At 68.3% G+C, this 16,413-nt stretch carries 15 protein-coding genes; 14 read left to right on the forward strand and 1 reads right to left on the reverse strand.

Translation table 11 applies throughout. The annotated features are described in order from the left end of the window. Positions 1–6: 6 nt before the first annotated feature. The 9 genes from IT361_02105 to IT361_02145 all read left to right on the forward strand — a co-directional run bounded on the left by IT361_02105 (position 7) and on the right by IT361_02145 (position 8,954). Positions 7–1,188: an acyl-CoA dehydrogenase family protein gene (locus IT361_02105; GenBank protein MCC6316456.1), complete on the forward strand. Its 1,182-nt coding sequence runs from the start codon at positions 7–9 to the stop codon at positions 1,186–1,188. Beyond that, entirely contained in the window at positions 1,185–2,855 is a 1,671-nt protein-coding gene (locus tag IT361_02110; protein ID MCC6316457.1) for an AMP-binding protein, read from the forward strand. Before IT361_02105 ends, IT361_02110 begins: the two co-directional genes overlap by 4 nt. Next, entirely contained in the window at positions 2,852–3,265 is a 414-nt protein-coding gene (locus tag IT361_02115; GenBank protein MCC6316458.1) for a RidA family protein, read from the forward strand. The genes IT361_02110 and IT361_02115 overlap by 4 nt, the downstream gene beginning before the upstream one ends. Next, on the forward strand, positions 3,262–4,710 hold the full coding sequence (locus IT361_02120; protein ID MCC6316459.1) for an MATE family efflux transporter: 1,449 nt from the start codon (positions 3,262–3,264) through the stop codon (positions 4,708–4,710). Before IT361_02115 ends, IT361_02120 begins: the two co-directional genes overlap by 4 nt. 43 nt (positions 4,711–4,753) lie before the next feature. Beyond that, positions 4,754–5,935, forward strand: a complete 1,182-nt coding sequence (locus tag IT361_02125) for a patatin-like phospholipase family protein (GenBank protein MCC6316460.1) — start codon at positions 4,754–4,756, stop codon at positions 5,933–5,935. Positions 5,936–6,003: 68 nt separating this feature from the next. Then, a complete protein-coding gene (locus tag IT361_02130; protein ID MCC6316461.1) occupies positions 6,004–6,336 on the forward strand; it encodes a hypothetical protein in 333 nt (110 codons plus the stop codon). 433 nt (positions 6,337–6,769) lie between these two features. Continuing rightward, the gene (locus IT361_02135; protein MCC6316462.1) at positions 6,770–7,456 is read left to right on the forward strand and encodes a hypothetical protein; all 687 of its coding nucleotides are present in this window, start codon (positions 6,770–6,772) and stop codon (positions 7,454–7,456) included. Positions 7,457–7,588: 132 nt separating this feature from the next. Continuing rightward, positions 7,589–8,092: a hypothetical protein gene (locus IT361_02140; protein MCC6316463.1), complete on the forward strand. Its 504-nt coding sequence runs from the start codon at positions 7,589–7,591 to the stop codon at positions 8,090–8,092. A gap of 145 nt (positions 8,093–8,237) precedes the next feature. Further along, on the forward strand, positions 8,238–8,954 hold the full coding sequence (locus IT361_02145; protein MCC6316464.1) for an energy transducer TonB: 717 nt from the start codon (positions 8,238–8,240) through the stop codon (positions 8,952–8,954). A gap of 38 nt (positions 8,955–8,992) precedes the next feature. On the opposite strand, the gene IT361_02150 is transcribed toward IT361_02145, so the two are convergent. Next, entirely contained in the window at positions 8,993–10,102 is a 1,110-nt protein-coding gene (locus IT361_02150) for a hypothetical protein (GenBank protein ID MCC6316465.1), read from the reverse strand. Between the two features lie 101 nt (positions 10,103–10,203). On the opposite strand from IT361_02150, the gene IT361_02155 reads away from it, so the two are divergent. From IT361_02155 to IT361_02175, 5 genes are all read left to right on the forward strand, one after another. Next, positions 10,204–11,820, forward strand: coding sequence for an FAD-binding oxidoreductase (locus IT361_02155; GenBank protein ID MCC6316466.1), 1,617 nt, complete (start codon positions 10,204–10,206; stop codon positions 11,818–11,820). A gap of 57 nt (positions 11,821–11,877) precedes the next feature. Further along, positions 11,878–12,627 carry an FAD-dependent thymidylate synthase gene (gene thyX / locus IT361_02160; GenBank protein ID MCC6316467.1) on the forward strand — a complete coding sequence of 250 codons (750 nt, stop codon included), beginning with the start codon at positions 11,878–11,880 and terminating at the stop codon, positions 12,625–12,627. Between the two features lie 217 nt (positions 12,628–12,844). Beyond that, positions 12,845–13,807 carry a hypothetical protein gene (locus IT361_02165; protein MCC6316468.1) on the forward strand — a complete coding sequence of 321 codons (963 nt, stop codon included), beginning with the start codon at positions 12,845–12,847 and terminating at the stop codon, positions 13,805–13,807. An 80-nt stretch (positions 13,808–13,887) separates the two neighbouring features. Next, entirely contained in the window at positions 13,888–14,307 is a 420-nt protein-coding gene (locus tag IT361_02170) for a hypothetical protein (GenBank protein MCC6316469.1), read from the forward strand. A 167-nt stretch (positions 14,308–14,474) separates the two neighbouring features. After that, entirely contained in the window at positions 14,475–16,382 is a 1,908-nt protein-coding gene (locus IT361_02175) for an Ig-like domain-containing protein (protein ID MCC6316470.1), read from the forward strand. Positions 16,383–16,413: the final 31 nt, after the last annotated feature.

The following is a 16,413-nucleotide window of genomic DNA, read 5'->3' on the forward strand; positions in this document are numbered from 1 at the left end:
CACGCCATGGCCGACACCACGTATCTGGACTGGCCGTTCCTCGACGACGCGCATCGGAAGTTCGCGCGTGATCTCGACGCATGGTGCGCAAACGGTCTCGGCGCCGCGCGTGTCGACCATCACGACGTCGACGCCTCCTGCCGGCGCCTGGTCCGCGCGCTTGGCGCGGGCGGTTGGCTTGCCCACACGGTGCCGCGCTCCTCACCGACAGACGCACCCCGTCTCGACGTGCGCACGCTCTGCCTCGCGCGCGACGTCCTGGCCCGTCACGACCCTCTCGCGGATTTCGCGTTCGCCATGCAGGGGCTCGGCGCCGGTCCCGTCTCGCTCTTCGGCTCCAATACGCTTCGCGCGCGCTACCTGCCGCGCGTGGCCAGCGGTGAATTGATTGCCGCGTTCGCCCTCTCCGAACCGGATGCCGGGTCTGACGTGATGCGCATGGCGACCACCGCGACGCAGGACGGCGATGGGTGGCGACTCGACGGCGAGAAGACGTGGATCTCGAACGGCGGCATCGCCGACTTCTACGTGGTGTTCGCGCGGATCCCGTCAGGCGGCGAGCGCGCGTTCGCCGCCTTTGTCGTCGACCGGGAGAACCCCGGCCTGCGCGTCGCCGAGCGTCTCGACGTGCTCGCGCCGCACCCGCTGGCCCGTCTCGTCTTCGACGGCTGCCGCGTAGGAGCCGACGCGATCGTGGGTGAGGTCGGCAAGGGCATGCGCGTCGCACTTGGCACGCTCGACGTGTTCCGGTCCACGGTTGGCGCGGCCGCGCTCGGCATGGCGCGTCGGGCGCTGGATGAAGCGGTGACGCACGTGACCGAGCGTCGCATGTTCGGCCAGCGACTCGCGGACTTTCAGTTGACGCAGGCGCGGCTGGCCGCGATGGCGACCGACATCGACACCAGCGCGTTGCTGGTCTACCGCGCGGCGTGGACGCGCGATACGAAGAGCCCGCGGGTGACGCGCGAAGCGGCGATGGCCAAATGGCATGCCACCGAGGCCGCCCAGCGTACGATCGACGCCGCCGTGCAGCTGTTCGGTGGCCGCGGCGTGCAGTCAGGCTCCGCAGTGGAGCGCCTGTACCGGGAGATCCGTTCACTCCGCATCTACGAGGGGACAAGTGAAGTGCAGCAGCTCGTGATCGCGGGCCAGATCCTGCCGTCTCCTGCCGGGCAGGGCCGCACATGAGTCCCGCGTCCGACACGGCACCGGGCGGCGAGAGCGCGCACGTCGACACCTTCGTCCGCGATCGGCTCCCGCCTCCCGAGACCTGGCCGCGCCTCGACTTCAGCAGCCTGCCTGGGCTGTCGTACCCTGATCGAGTGAACTGTGCCGTCGAGCTGCTTGACGGTGCGATCGCGCGCGGTTGGGGAGACCGCGTGGCCTTCCGCACGCCCACGGCCACGATCACCTACACCGAGCTCCTCGACCAGGCCAATCGCATCGCGCGCGTTCTCGTGGAAGACGGCGGGCTCGTGCCTGGCGAGCGCGTGCTGCTTCGTGGCGCCAACTCACCGATGATGGTGGCGCTCTGGTTTGCAGTGCTCAAGGCCGGTGGAGTCGTGGTGTGCACCATGCCGCTCCTGCGCGCGCGCGAACTGGTCTTCACGGCGGACAAGGCCAGGATCCGGCTCGCCGTCACTGACGCCCGGCTCGCCGAGGAGTGCGAGCAGGCCATGCGCGCCCATGCCGACGGTCGCGAGCGTGCGGGCGCCGTGGTGTTCCGGTATGGAGACGGCGCGGCCGACTCTCTCGAGGCGCGGATGGCCTCACGCGACAGCACGTTCAGCAACGTGTCGACGTCGGCGGACGACGTTGCGCTGATCGCCTTCACCTCGGGTACGACGGGTGAGGGCAAAGGCACGATGCATTTCCATCGCGACGTGCTGGCGATCTGCGACTGCTTTCCGCCGCACGTCCTGCGCGCCACGCCGAACGACGTATTCATCGGTTCTCCGCCGCTGGCCTTCACCTTCGGGCTCGGCGGCCTCGTGCTCTTTCCCATGCGCATCGGCGCGAGTGCGATCCTTCTCGAGCAGGCGGCGCCGCCGCTGCTCGCTCAGGCGATCCACGACTTCCGCGCGACCGTGGTGTTCACCGCACCCACCGCCTATCGCGCGATGTTGCCGCTGCTCCCCACGCTCGACCTGCGCTCGCTCCGCAAATGCGTCTCGGCGGGCGAGGCGCTGCCCCACCCCACATTCGATGCGTGGAAGGCCGCGACCGGCCTCACGATCATCGATGGCATCGGCGCGACCGAGATGCTCCACATCTTCATCAGTGCGCGCGACGACGAGGTCCGGCCCGGATCCACCGGCAAGGTCGTTCCCGGCTACGAGGCACGGGTGGTGGACGACGACATGCGCGATGTGCCGGACGGGGACATCGGTCGCCTCGCCGTGCGCGGACCTACCGGCTGTCGCTACCTCGACAACCTCGAGCGACAGCGCGCCTACGTGCGCGACGGGTGGAACCTGACCGGAGATTCCTACACGCGCGATGCAGACGGCTACTTCTGGTATCAGGCGCGCACCGACGACATGATCATCTCCTCGGGCTACAACATCTCCGGGCCCGAGGTCGAGTCCGTACTGCTCGAGCACCCCGCGGTGGCCGAATGCGGCGTGATCGGCGTGCCTGACGAGGAGCGGGGCCAGCTCGTGAAGGCGTGCGTCGTGCTGCGCGACAGCCACGCGCCCGGGCCGGCGACGGTGAAGCTGCTGCAGGACTGGGTCAAGCAGCAGCTCGCCCCCTACAAGTACCCGCGGGCCGTCGAGTTCTTCGACGCACTCCCGCGCACCAGCACGGGCAAGCTCCAGCGCTTCCGGTTGCGCCAACCCGAACAATCCGAATGACGCGACAAGACAACCTCCCGGTTGCCGTGCCCGGCTGGGCGCGGCCCCATGGCTATGCGGACGGCATGCAGGGCACCGGTCGTATCGTGGTCACCGCCGGCGTGATCGGATGGAATCCCGAGACGCAGGAGATCGAAACCGACAACTTCGGGTCCCAGGTCGCCCAGTGCCTGCGCAACATCGTGGCGATCCTCGCCGCCGCGGGCGCCGCGCCAACCCACCTCGTCCGACTTACCTGGTACGTGACAAACCGCGACGAATACATCGCCGCGCGTCCGGCGATCGGCCTCGCCTATCGTGAAGTCCTGGGCCGCCACTACCCGGTGATGGCGGTCGTCGTCGTGGCCGGCCTGCTCGAACCGCGCGCCAAGGTCGAGATCGAGGCGATGGCGATCGTGCCCCAGGGATGAGCGTGCCAGCGGCGGAGTCCCCGAATCCCGAGGCCGCGGTCGCGTCCTCGGGCCCGGATGCCCCGTTGTGGTCGGCCGTGAAGGAAGCCGTGCGTGGTGCACATGCCCACGACTACACCCAGGGTGCCATCGGGCGCTCGGTGATCCTGCTCGCGATTCCGATGGTCCTCGAAATGGCGATGGAGAGCGTTTTCGCCGTCGTCGATGTCTTCTTCGTCTCACGCCTCGGCGCGGATGCCGTCGCGACCGTCGTGCTCACCGAGTCGATGCTCACGATGGTCTACACCCTCGCCATGGGGCTCGGCATCGGCGCAACCGCGATGGTCGCGCGCCGCATTGGCGAGCGGGACGCCGAGGGCGCAGCCGCGTCGGCGATGCAGGCGATCTGGCTCGGACTCATCGTCGCTGCCGTGCTGGGTGTTCTCGGCGTCACCATGGCGCCGCAGCTGTTGCGCCTCATGGGCGCCTCCGACGCCGTGCTCGCGACCGGCACCACCTACATGCGCGTGATGCTGGGCGGCAACGTCAGCGTGCTCATGCTCTTCCTGATCAACGCGATCTTCCGCGGCGCCGGCGACGCGGCGATCGCCATGCGTACGCTTTGGCTCGCCAACCTGATCAACATGACGCTGGGCCCCTGCCTCATCTTTGGCGTCGGGCCGTTCCCGGAACTCGGCGTCACTGGTGCCGCGGTCGCGACCACGATCGGCAGGGCGACCGGTGCGCTGTACGCGCTCACCAGGCTGCTTCGGCCCGGCGCACGCATTCACCTCGCCACACGCGACCTTCGATTGCAGGGCGACATCATGTGGCGCCTCGTGAAGCTCTCGGGGTCCGGCACCTTCCAGATCTTCATCGGCACCGCAAGCTGGATCCTGCTCATCCGCATCGTGTCCGGCTTTGGCAGTGACGTCATCGCCGGCTACGGCATCGCCATCCGCATCGTCATCTTTGCGATCCTGCCGGCATGGGGACTGAGCAATGCCGCGGCCACGATGGTCGGCCAGGCGCTGGGCGCCGGAAAGCCGGACCGCGCCGAGGCATCGGTGTGGCTCGCGGCCCGGTACAATCTGTTCTTCCTCGGCACGCTCGGCGTGGTGTTCGTGGTCTTTGCGCCGTTCATCGTCCACGTCTTCAGTCGCGAGCCGGCCATCGCGGCATCGGGCATCGACGCGCTCCGCGTGATCGCGGCGGGCTTCGTCTTCTACGCCTACGGCATGGTGGTGACCCAGTCGTTCAACGGCGCTGGCGACACGTGGACCCCCACGTGGATCAACCTCGCGTGTTTCTGGTGCTGGGAGATTCCGCTGGCGTGGTTCCTCGCCCTTCGCACGGGAATGGGCGCGCATGGCGCGTACCTCGCCATCGCCATCGCGTACGCCACGGTGGCAGTGGTCAGTGTAATGCTCTTCCGCCGGGGAGCCTGGAAGACGCGGACGGTATAGCCCGGATGGACGAATGGGCGGCATGGTGAATACGTTGACGCCCATGCCTCTCCGCCCGACTCCGATCACGAGCGACCTCGCCATGGTCCTCGGCGGTGGCGGCGCCCGTGGCGCCTATCAGGCCGGATTGCTGCGGGCGATCGCGCGCCGCTATCCCCACCTCAAGATCCCCACACTGGTTGGCGTGTCCGCGGGTGCAGTCAACACCACGCACCTCGCCGCACACCGCGGCACCTTCGCGGAATCGATGGAGGATCTCGTCGCCCTCTGGCTGTCGATGACGCCGGAACAAGTCTTCCACGTGGACGCAACATCCCTCGCGTCGAACGTGCTGCGCACCGGCTTCAGGCTCGTCTCGGGCGGGTCGGCACATCCGGACCAGTTCCGCGGCATGGTGGACACCGCACCGCTGCGCGCGTTTCTCGAGCGCGTCCTCGAGCGAGCCAGCGACGGCACCTTCCCCGGCATCGACTTCAACCTCGAGCGCGGGACGCTGCAGGCCATCGCGCTGACCGCCACGAGCTACACCACAGGGCAGAGCGTGACCTGGGTGCAGGGCCGGGAGATCTCCTTGTGGGAACGCCCACAGCGCCGCAGCGAACATGCCCGGCTGACGGTCGAACATGTGATGGCGTCCACGGCGCTGCCCCTGCTCTTTCCGGCCGCGCAGGTTGGCACCGAGTGGTATGGAGACGGCGGCATTCGCCTCACCGCTCCACTCTCGCCTGCCCTGCACCTTGGCGCCTCACGCGTTATCACCATCTCCACGCGCTACGATCGCACGCGCGCCGAGGCCAGCGAGCCGCAGGTCGCCGGGTACCCGCCGCCCGCTCAGGTGCTCGGCGTCTTGTACAACTCGATCTTTCTCGACGTCATCGACCAGGACGTGCAGCGACTGGAGCGGATCAACGAATTGATTGAGCGGGTGCCGCGCGATCGTCGCGACGGCCTGCGACTCGTCGACATGCTCGTCCTGCGCCCCTCGATCGACCTGGGGCGCCTTGCACGACAGTACGAGCCGCGTCTCCCGCGCGTGTTCCGATTCCTCACGCGCGGACTCGGGACGCGCCGCACGCAGAGCCCGGACATCCTGTCCCTCGTCATGTTCCAGGAGGACTACCTGCGCCGCCTGATCGAGCTGGGCGAGGCCGATGCCGACGCGCAGTGGGATCGCATCGCCCGTTTTGTGGAGGAGTCGCCGGACAATTCGTCCTTTCGAGCGTAAAGCGCTCAAGTCCCGTCACGAGCGGCCGAGACTGGGATTCGGAGGAGTACGCGGGCGCAGGTCGTGTGATGCACGTCGCATCCGTGCTCGCGATGCCTCCCCACCAGGAGAAGCGCATGACGGTGAACGGAGTGTCGTCAGGACTTGCTGCCATCAACCGGCAGACGGCAGCGATGGATCGCGCCGCGGAGAAGATCGCGCGCGCCACCACGCCCGAGCGAGCCGCGACGAGCGCCGGGAATGCCGAGGTGGCGCAGACGCAGGAAGGCCAGTTGCTCGACGGGACCGTCGAGATGATGGTGGCGAAGCGAATGTTCACGGCGGCCATCAGGATGGCGCAGACCGCCAATGAAGGGGTGTTTGAGGCCCTCCGCGTCGGGGGCTACGGCGCCGCAGCTTGATTTGGCGCGTCCGCCTGCGGTCGCGCGACGGGTCCATTGGAAGAGCACCGCCACCGGCGGTGCTTTTTCGTTCCGGTCGGATTGACGGAGGCGAGCGGTGCGAGCGTGCATCGGCTGTCGCTGCGCATCGCCACTTGAACGACACATGAACTCCTTGGATTCGGACCTTCTGCCCTCGGGACACGCGACTGCCGAATCTCGCGAAAGACCAATCATGGCGTAACGGGAGCAACGACAATGACTTGGCCGATATTGACGGTCGCGCTTGCCGTTTCAGCTACGCACGAGTTCGTCACGGCACGGGCCCTGCTATGTGAGTCAGCGCACATCGGCCCGGCCTCCATCGGCGGGTGTCCTTCTCGTCGCGGGGGCCGAGTCGATGCGCGCTACCGAGTCAGGGGACTCGATCGCCAACGCTTTCACTCAACCAGCCATGCGCTTCGTCCGAATCCTTGCCGCCGCCGCCCTGACGCTGACCTCCCTCGAGGCGACGGCGCAGACCGCGAAGCTCAAGTTCCAGCCGGGCCCGCCGAGTCCAGCGGTGACGGCGTACGGCTACTACGTCGGGCCGTTCTGGGGCACCGTCACGTCCGACCCGACGAAGCCCAAGATCGACCTGTACTGCGTCGACGTGCTCAACCGCATAACTTGGGGAGCCAACTGGACCGCCAACCTGACCAACCTGGCCTCCGGAAACCTCGGCAACACGCGCCACGGCAACGCCAAGCTGGGCAGCTACCAAAAGGCGGCCTTCCTCGCGTCACAGTTCACCACGCCGGGCATCGCGACCGGCCAGTGGGGCGGCATCCAGGCGGCGATCTGGAACTTGCTCAATCCCGGGAACCCGAACGGCGGCACCAACCCCGGCGTGAACACGACTGAGGCCTACTGGCTGGCGCAGGCGAACAGCTGGTACAGCAACTCGGCGGCGGTGGCGAGCTTCGACTTCTCGCGCTGGACCATCGTCACCGACGTGAACGCGGCGGGCAACGTGTCCGGTCAGGGTGTGCAGGAGTTCCTCACCACTGGCATCGCGCCGGAGCCGGAGACGTGGATGCTGATGGGAACGGGCCTCATGCTGATCGTGGGCTTCGCGGTCAAGCGCGGTCGCATGGTCTGATCGCGCACCCCCTTCGCGCGATCCCCGAGCGGGGGGCCGAGAGTCGTGACTCGGCCTCCCGCTCTCTTTTTTCAGTGACGGGGCGAGCACAGTTTCGTATTCCATCAGCAGGTTCTCCTCGCGCACCCGCCCATGACTGCCCCTCGCTTTGACGACGCCGAGTCCCTCGTCGGCCCGATGTACTTCATCGCGATTCTTTTGATCGCGACTCCGGCGCTGGACTTCGTCACCAGCGTCCTTCCGCTCCGGCCTTCGAACATCGAGTGGCGGTTCGCGACCGTCGGACTGTTGTCCGGCTTCCAGCTCACGCCGCTCCTTGGCATCGTGCTGGCCATGGTCACCGCGGCGCTCGCGGGGCAATCGCGGGTGCAACGCGTCTTCGCGATCCTGAACGCCGTCGTGGCCGCCGCCTCCGCGGTCGTGCTCGTGTTCTTCCTGCTCGACATCGTGCAGCTGCGGAGCGTGGTGCAGCCCGAAGCCAAGGCGTCGTTCGAGGGGGCCGCGTGGAAGGCCGCCCTCAAGCATCTGCTCTTCGTGATCGCGTCGGCGTGGCTGGCGCGGGCCGGGTTCCGCGCATCGCGCTGGGGCTCCTCCGCGACGTCGCGGCGGCCGGCGGCCGCCGTCATCATCGGGTAGCGACTCGTCCCTGCCGCACTCGACTGAGCGGCGGAAGGCACCGATGACCGTCGCGAGACCACGGTTCGTCCTCGTTTGGCTTGTCCGGCGCGGGGGAAAGCGCGATACTCGATGACGGAGGGCGGCGCGTCTGCCGCACCAACTCATGCTGTTTCGACGCCTTTCGCAATACACGAGCGGGTCCCTCCTCACCGCGGTTGAAGGCTACGTCGTGAGTCTGGTCACCCATGCGATCATCCTGGGTGTGTTCTTTGCGCCCCGGACGGTCGCGGTGCCCGACGCCGAGATCCCGGAGTCATTCCAGTGGGCAAAGTTTCTCCTGCCCAAGGATCGTGCGCCGCGGAGCTCCGAGGTTCGGGAGCACCTGACCTTCATGAACACGCCTGCGGTCGGCGGCCGCGGCACGCTGCTCGATGATGTGAAGGAACCGGAGCGCCTCGAACTCGAGCTCCCGCCCGGGGGCGCGCTGGACCACCTCGCCGATATCGCCGCGCCACCGCCACCGCAGAGCGAGGTACCTGGTGGCGAGGTGCTGACCGTCCTCGACGTCGACACGGCCGCCGTCCGCGTGGAGGACAGTGCGGCGCCGCCCTACCCGTCGTCGATGCTCGAAAAGCGGATCGAGGGCTCGGTCGCGGTCCAGTACATCGTGGATACCACCGGACACGCAGACACGACGAGCTTCACGGTGCTTTCCACCACGCACCAGGACTTTGCGAAGTCCGTGCGGTCGTCGCTGCCGTTCATGCGGTTCCGTCCGGCGATCATGAACGCGCAGAAGGTGCGTCAGCTCGTGCAGCAGTTGTTTTCGTTCAGGATCGACACGACCGTGCTGTCACAGCAGGCCCGCCGCCGGCCCTGACGTCGCGCATGGGCAACACCCCATCGCTCAGGGCCTGATCACCGCGCCCCGAGTGTGATGAGGTCCTCGTAGGTGCGGAACGCGCCGCGGCGCTGGAGCGCGGCGAAGTCGGTGAACCGCTGGAGCAACTGCACGGAGACGTGCCCGCGCACGCCGAGCCGGTGTCCGACGCCGGATCGGTCGAAGAAACTCCGGATGATCACCCCGTCCGGGTTCGTCGGGAGGCGCATGACGGTCGCGGCAAACGCCGGAAAGCCGCCGCCGCGCCAGACGTACATTTCCGCATTCGACGTGTAGAGCGCCGAAATGGCCAGCCCGCGCGCGCGCACATCCCGACCAATGGCGGCGAGCGCGTGTGTGCCCGCGAGGTCACCCACCACGGGCACGATCCGGCCCGCCGCGTGCAGGTCACGGACGAACTGCCAGTCCGCCTCCCGAACGAGGTACGAACGCATCGCCCCCGCGAGGTCGCGCTCGAGGATCAATCGGCGCAGTGTGGGATAGCCGGCGCCGGATCGATTGAACGAGCTGAACCGAAGTTCCAGCCCCTCGCGCATGAACTGCTGGTGGAACCGAAGGATGGTCTCGCGATCGCGCGCGTCGAGTGGAACGCCGAAGGATTCGACGACGCGCAGCGTCTCGCGGCGCTCGCGCTCGGCCGAGGAAGCGTCGATGGCGGTGCTGTCCACCCAGGCGAGGAGGTCGAGGATCGGCCGCTGGCGCCAGGCCTCGAGGTCGGCGGGGACCCGGCGCCCGAGCCAGCGCGCCAGATACTCCACCCGCGTGCGCGAACGAGCGAAGAGCGCGCGGAACAACAGATGCTGCAGTGCGTTGTCGCGCCGGATGTCCATCATGTACGCCACCTGCGGGCGAATTGCCGCGAGGTACGAATAGTTCTGGTCAGGCCCGACGCCAACGTACGCCCCGCCCTTCACCCCCAACTGGTCGAGCCGAGTCATCACGTGCAGGTATGACGTCTCGTTCGAAATCAGGTTGTCGGAGTCGAAGTAGCCCCCGGGCTCCGACAGCGCCGCGACGAGCCCGGCAAAAGACGTGTCGACCCTCGTCGCGCCGGACTGCGCGAGCACGGGTGAGGCCGCCAGCACCAGCATGGCGGCGGCAGCATGGACGGCGTGACGGTGGCGCACCAGGGCAAGATGATCGCGCGCGGCATGGAAGGGCAGCCGTCAGCGTATCCCGCACGAACGACCCACTGGCACGCGCGCCGGCGCGTCCGTTGGTTTCGCGCATGCACTCGCCGCCCCCGGGGTTCCACGGCACGTTTCGAACCGACGTCGACGCTCGTGGTGCCTACAGCGAAAGTGCAGGGATCCTCCGTGCGATGCCGCTTGCGGTCGCGGTGCCCGACACGCCGACCGACGTCCAGGCGCTGGCCCGCTGGGCGTCTCGGGAGCGGGTGCCCCTGATCGCGCGCGGCAGCGGCAGCAGCATGAGCGGCGCCGCGGTGGGACCCGGCGTCATCGTGGATACGCACCGGCTGCGCGCCATCGATGCGGTCGATCCCGCGTGGAACCGGCTACGCGTTGGAGCTGCGGTCACGAGATCGCGTGCCGACGACGCCGCACGACACCACGGCCTGCGCGTTCCCGTTGACCCGTCGAGCGGAGCGTTCGCAACCATTGGCGGCATGGCCGCCACCAACGCCGCCGGCCCACGCACCATGCGATTTGGCGCGATGCGCCGCTGGGTCCACGCGATCGACTGCGTCTTTGCCGATGGATCGGCCGCCAGGGTTTCGCGAGACCGTCCCCCCGTTGGTGGAGCTACCCTCGCGCGCTGGGCCGCGGCAGCACCTGATCTTCGCGCACGGTGCGCGCGGCTCGAAGCGCGACACGTGCGCAAGGATTCCTCCGGGTACGGCGTTCACGACTTCGCGGTCTCAGGGGATCTGATCGACCTGCTCGTCGGCAGCGAAGGGACGCTCGCGCTTTTCACCGCCGTCGAATTGGACGTGCTCCCGCTGCCCGTCGCGAGCGCGTCGCTCCTGTGTTCGTGGCCTGATCTGGACCTCGCCGTACGCGGTGCGGCGCTGGCTCGTGAAGCGGGCGCGGTCGCGTGCGAACTGCTCGATGCGTCGTTCCTCGCGGTCGCCGCACGCGCGCGCGCACTGCCGGTCCCTTCGTCGTCCGAGGCCGTCCTCATCATCGAGTTCGAGGACGCCGAGCCGGGCTTCGCGACTTCACGGGCCGAAGCGCTGGCCGCAGCGTGTCGCCAGGCCGGCGCGTCCACCACACTGCTGGGCCTCGACCCCGAGTCGGAGGAGGCCCTCTGGGCGCTGCGGCACGCCGCGAGCCCCATTCTGTCCCGCCTCGATCCGCACATTCGCTCCATGCAGGTCGTCGAGGATGGCTGCGTACCACCGGAGCGACTCGCCGACTACGTACGGGGCGTGCGGGCGGCTCTGCAGGCGTGCGCGCTCGAAGGCGTCCTGTTCGGGCATGCTGGCGACGCGCACGTGCATGTCAACGCCCTCGTCGACGTCCGCTCCCCCACCTGGAAGGTCAGCGTGCGCGCGCTGTATGATCGCGTCGCTGAACTGACGGCGCGACTCGGTGGCACGATGGCAGGCGAACACGGGGACGGCCGGCTGCGGTCCCCACTGATGTCGCAGTTCTGGTCCGCGGACGCGATGGCCATCTTTGCCGAGCTCAAGGCGCTGTTCGACCCGGTCGGGATACTGAATCCCGGAGTGAAGGTGGGTGCGACCACTGACCCCTTCCAGCGCGTGAAGTACGACCCCTCGGACGCCATCGAGTCGCCGCCCGCGCACCGCGTTCTCGAGGAGGTCGAGGCCACGCGGGCCTACGACACGCTCCGGCTAGAGTTGCTCGATCGATCCGGCTAGGTTTTGCCCGCCGGCGCTCCGGCGTTCGCGTGCTCCACGCCCTCCCTCGACCACGTCATGCTCTTCTACGAGCCTCGCATCACCGTCATTGCTCGCCCGGCCTTCACCGAGCCTGAGCACCTCCCGGTCGAATGGAAGGGCGACTCGACCTCGGGCGAGCAGCTCGCAGAGTTTGCTGGTCGACTGTGCTACATGAGTCAGCGAAATCCTGCCGGACGCTCGACGCGCGAATACCTGTCGAACATCCTGAAACAGGGCCATGGGAGCGTGCTCGAACACGCCACATGGTCCTTGCTCATCGAGGGAGTTTCGCGATCGCTGACCCACGAGCTGGTGCGCCATCGCGCCGGGTTTGCCTATTCGCAGCTCAGCCAGCGCTATGTCGACGAGTCGCATGCGGCGTTTGTGGTGCCGCCGGCGATCATCGGCGATGCCGCACTGGAGGCACGCTGGAAGGAGCAGGTTGAGTCGGCGCAGGCGGCGTACATCGCGCTGGTGGAGGAGCTGATGGCGCGCTACGCCTGGGTCGACGACAAGGTCCACCGCCGGAAGATGGCCCGCGAGGCGGCGCGCGGTGTGCTCCCCAACTCCACCGAGACCAAGATCGTCGTGACCGGTAACGCTCGCGCGTGGCGGACGATGCTCGAGCTGCGCTCGGGCGAGGGCGCCGAGATGGAGATCCGGCGCCTGGCGGTCGCGCTCCTTCGGGTCCTCCAGGCTGAGGCCGCCGGGCTGTTTGGGGACTTCGAGGTGTACCAGGCCTCGGATCGGCGCGAGGCAGCGAGGGTCGGGCACCACAAGGTCTGAGGCGGCGCCGCGTCACGGAGCCTCGCCGACGGACCGGAGTCGCCAGCGCCCGGCGTCTCGCTCGCCCGGACCCTGCTGCAACGCAAGCCAAGTCGTTGGTTCTGCGGTGTTTTGGTTGGACCCACCTAACCCGCACCGATCTCTTCCGGTGGCATGGGGACTGCAGATAACGTCTTGGGGCATCGCATGGTAGCTCGCCCCCAGACTCCCCCAGGTCATGACCAGGCTCGGCGTTGCGCAGGGACAATTGTCGGACTCGCTGGTGGCACAGCGTGCGGTGATCCCGCGCGCGCTGCGGGTGTTTGGGGAGGTGGAGGTGCTACCGGTCGAGGCCGGCATGGCCGCGTTGGAGTCGCTTGCGCCCGACATCGTGTACCATGCGGCCCGCGGAGCACGCGAGCGGGAGCAACTCGCCGCCAACCTCGAAGCTGGCCGCACCCCGTTCACCGGCTGTTCGGCAGCGGCCCACGCCCATGCGGCCTCGCGCGAACACATGAAGGAAGCGCTCGGGGCACGACTCATTCCGAGCGCGGCGTTCACGGTGGTGCGCGATGTCTCGCACCTCGAGCCCCTGACGCGCCGCGGCTTTCCGCTGGTCGTATTCCGCGCGACGGACGTGTTCGAGGCCACCGATTGCGTGGTGGTGGAGAGCGTCGCCGAGCTGAACCGGGAGATCGAGAATCGGCTCGCGGCGTCATCGGAGGCCGTCTTTGTGGAGCGCTATCTCCCTGGCGCGGTCTTCGCGTGCACGGTGCTTGGCAACGGAGCGGATCGCGTGGTGCTGCCGCCAGTGTCACTCGCGACCGAGGTTGACCCCGGGGAGTCGACCCGCGTCTCGCACGTGCCCGAGGGGCTGCGCGAGGGCGTGGAGCGCGTGGTGCTCGAGACCTGCCGAGCGCTCGATCTGCGCGACTTCGCGCGCGTGGACCTTGCCCTCAGTGAGCGGGGCGTCCCGCACGTGATCTCGGTGGATGCGATCCCCGATCCCACCGGGGGCGCGACGAATCCGGTGCTGCTGGCGGCGGAGGGTACGGGCCTGGACCAGGTGGAACTCATCCAGCGCGTTCTGCACGCCGCGGCAAAGCGGTCGGGCGTCGCCCTGCCATCGTCACCGATGTTCGACGACCTGCGCTACCGGACTCCGCCGCGCGGGTTGCGCATACGCGCCCGCCACGCCTAACGAATCCACTCGTCACGGGCCCCTTGCCGGGGACGCCGGGACCGTTGATCGTTGCTGCACGCCCCTTCGGGGAGGTTCTCGTGGTCTCGCCGCTGGCCAGGTCCGCTCTGACGATCGCCGCAGCCGCCTTGCTCCTTTCGGGCTGCGCCGGGCGCCAGTCCGGCGCGGCGGTCGCCACCAGCAGCACCGACATCCTGCGAGCCGACGAGATCACGCGCTCCGGCGCTACGGACGCCTTTACCGCCGTGCGTATGTTGCGCCCGGCCTTCCTGCAATCGCGCGGGCGCACCTCCATCCTCCGAACGGAGAACACCGAGCCCATGGTTTACGTGGATGACCGGTTGATCGGGGGTGTCGCTTCGCTCCGCGACATTCCGGCCAACCAGGTGGTTGAGGTGCGGTTCTTCGGCCCGGCCCAGGCGCAAATGCGTTGGGGTGCGGGGAACTCAGCCGGCGCGATACTGGTACGCACCGGAAGCGCGCAACGGACCCCTCGCTGATCAACATCGTGTCGGTAACCGCAGGACACATCCAGCCCGTGACGATCCGTCGCGGGCTTCTCTCTGTTGGCCTCGGACCCCTGGGAGCGATGCTTGGGATCCTGTTCGCCGCCGCATGTTCGGACGATCCCTCGGGTCCCGTTCGCAATCCGGGTGGCGCAGCGTCCATGGACGTTGTTCCCGCAACGGTGTGGCTCTCACCGGGGCTCTCGCTCCCGCTCGTGGCGAGCGCCAGGGACTCCGCTGGCGCGCCGGTCAGTGGCGTCACGTTCAGCTGGCGCAGCGCGGCCAGCACGGTGGCCACGACGTCGGCGATCGGCGTCCTGCAGGGCGTAGCGAATGGCAGCACGCGCATCACCGCATCGCTCGGATCGCTCTCCGCATCCACTGACGTGGTCGTGCTGCCGGCGGCGCGGGGTCTGCAGTTTGGCACCGAATTGCGCGGCGTCTCCGATGTCTCGCTCCTTGGTGCGTGGGCCGACGCAAACTCCGGCGAAGCTTTCGCCGCGGGTCAGGCCGGCGTGGTCCTGCACCGCCGTGGCAGTGCATGGCAACTCGAGCAACTCCCGACCGCGGAGACCCTGGTGGGAATCTGGGGGTCGGCGGCGAACGATGTGTGGGCCGTCGGTTCGGGCGGGGTGATCTTCCACTACGACGGCGCGTCGTGGCGCGCGGCGGACTCGCCGACACAGCTCACGCTCCTCGACGTTTTCGGGCTCGGGCCGAACGAGGTGTACGCCGTCGGCGTACAGGGCACGGTGGCCCGTTGGGACGGCACGCGCTGGTCCCTGCTCACCACCGGCAATGCATGGGAGCTGTGGAGCGTTTGGGGCGCCTCGAGTACTGACGTCTGGGCGGTCGGCCAGAACGGCGTGATCGTGCATTTCGACGGCGCGAGCTGGTCGGAGCAGCCCACGCCGACTGGTGGCGCACTGTTCGGTCTGTGGGGCACGGCGGCGAATGACATCTGGGCGGTGGGAGTGAACGGCCTGATCATGCACTATGACGGATCACGCTGGCAGCTGCGTCCTCCACCGACCAATCGCAACCTCTTTGCCATCTGGGGCCGTCGCAACGACCTGTACGCGGTTGGCAACACCGGAGCCGTGGTGCACTACAACGGCGCAACATGGCGTGTCCTCTCGACCACGGCGAGCGGCCAGAACCTGCGAGGCGTGTGGGGCGACAATGCGGGCCGGCTCGTTGCCGCCGGCTGGGACGGCACGGTGATCAGCGGGGATGCGTCGCCCGCGCGATGGAACACGGAGATCTCCTCGCCGACGTTCACTTCGGTCTGGGGCCCGGGCGATGGGACGCTGTATGCCGGTGGCGGCGGCGGAACGCTGCTCAGGCGAGCGCCTGGCGCGGTGTGGTCCAACGCAGGCTTGCCGCCATCGCAGCCCATCTACGGCATCCACGGCACGGGCCCGTCGAACGTGGTCGCCGTCGGTGACACCGGCACCATCTGGCGCTACAACGGCACAGCATGGAGCGGGGAGACAAGCCCTCGCATCGTCCTGCTGCGTTCGGTCTGGCTACCGGCGCCCGGCACCGGGTTCATCGTGGGCGATCGAGGGACCATTCTGCAGCAGCAGGGAACGAGCTGGGTCGCCATGAACTCCGGCACCCAGGCCTTCCTGCGACACGTCTGGGGCACCTCAACGACCGACGTCTATGCGGTCGGCGACTCGGGCCTGGTTCTGCGATACGACGGCGCCCAGTGGCGACCGATGCCCACGCCAACCAGGGAACTGCTGCGCGGCGTTTGGGGGACCGGCCCCTCCGACATCTTCGTCGTCGGGGAGAAGGGCACCGTCCTGCGCTGGGACGGCAAACGCTGGTACGCCATGGCGACCGGCACCGCGAGAGCGTTGCGCTCCGTGTGGGGGTCGAGCCCCGTCGACGTCTACGCCGTGGGCGACTCGGGCACCGTGCTCCAATTCAACGGCGCGGCCTGGAGTCCGCGACAATCGTCGACCCAGTCCCTCCTGATCCAGGCATGGGGGGAGCCCGGCGAGGGCCGCCTCTTCAGCGTGGGAACGGTGACGACCGTGGTACGTGGGGAACGACAATAGCCGGGGAAGAGGTGGACGGATGGCGCATGAA

It is taken from the genome of Gemmatimonadaceae bacterium (genome assembly GCA_020846935.1).
Classification (GTDB): Bacteria; Gemmatimonadota; Gemmatimonadetes; order Gemmatimonadales; family Gemmatimonadaceae; genus RBC101.

Excerpts from the sequence above, each read along its gene's own strand:
- IT361_02115 (MCC6316458.1), top strand. The coding sequence starts at position 2,852 with ATGACGCGACAAGACAACCTCCCGGTTGCCGTGCCCGGCTGGGCGCGG.
- IT361_02120 (MCC6316459.1), top strand. The coding sequence starts at position 3,262 with ATGAGCGTGCCAGCGGCGGAGTCCCCGAATCCCGAGGCCGCGGTCGCG.
- IT361_02105 (MCC6316456.1), top strand. The coding sequence starts at position 7 with ATGGCCGACACCACGTATCTGGACTGGCCGTTCCTCGACGACGCGCAT.
- IT361_02165 (MCC6316468.1), top strand. The coding sequence starts at position 12,845 with ATGACCAGGCTCGGCGTTGCGCAGGGACAATTGTCGGACTCGCTGGTG.
- thyX (MCC6316467.1), top strand. The coding sequence starts at position 11,878 with ATGCTCTTCTACGAGCCTCGCATCACCGTCATTGCTCGCCCGGCCTTC.
- IT361_02130 (MCC6316461.1), top strand. The coding sequence starts at position 6,004 with ATGCACGTCGCATCCGTGCTCGCGATGCCTCCCCACCAGGAGAAGCGC.
- IT361_02155 (MCC6316466.1), top strand. The coding sequence starts at position 10,204 with ATGCACTCGCCGCCCCCGGGGTTCCACGGCACGTTTCGAACCGACGTC.
- IT361_02175 (MCC6316470.1), top strand. The coding sequence starts at position 14,475 with ATGGACGTTGTTCCCGCAACGGTGTGGCTCTCACCGGGGCTCTCGCTC.
- IT361_02145 (MCC6316464.1), top strand. The coding sequence starts at position 8,238 with ATGCTGTTTCGACGCCTTTCGCAATACACGAGCGGGTCCCTCCTCACC.
- IT361_02135 (MCC6316462.1), top strand. The coding sequence starts at position 6,770 with ATGCGCTTCGTCCGAATCCTTGCCGCCGCCGCCCTGACGCTGACCTCC.
- IT361_02125 (MCC6316460.1), top strand. The coding sequence starts at position 4,754 with ATGCCTCTCCGCCCGACTCCGATCACGAGCGACCTCGCCATGGTCCTC.
- IT361_02140 (MCC6316463.1), top strand. The coding sequence starts at position 7,589 with ATGACTGCCCCTCGCTTTGACGACGCCGAGTCCCTCGTCGGCCCGATG.
- IT361_02110 (MCC6316457.1), top strand. The coding sequence starts at position 1,185 with ATGAGTCCCGCGTCCGACACGGCACCGGGCGGCGAGAGCGCGCACGTC.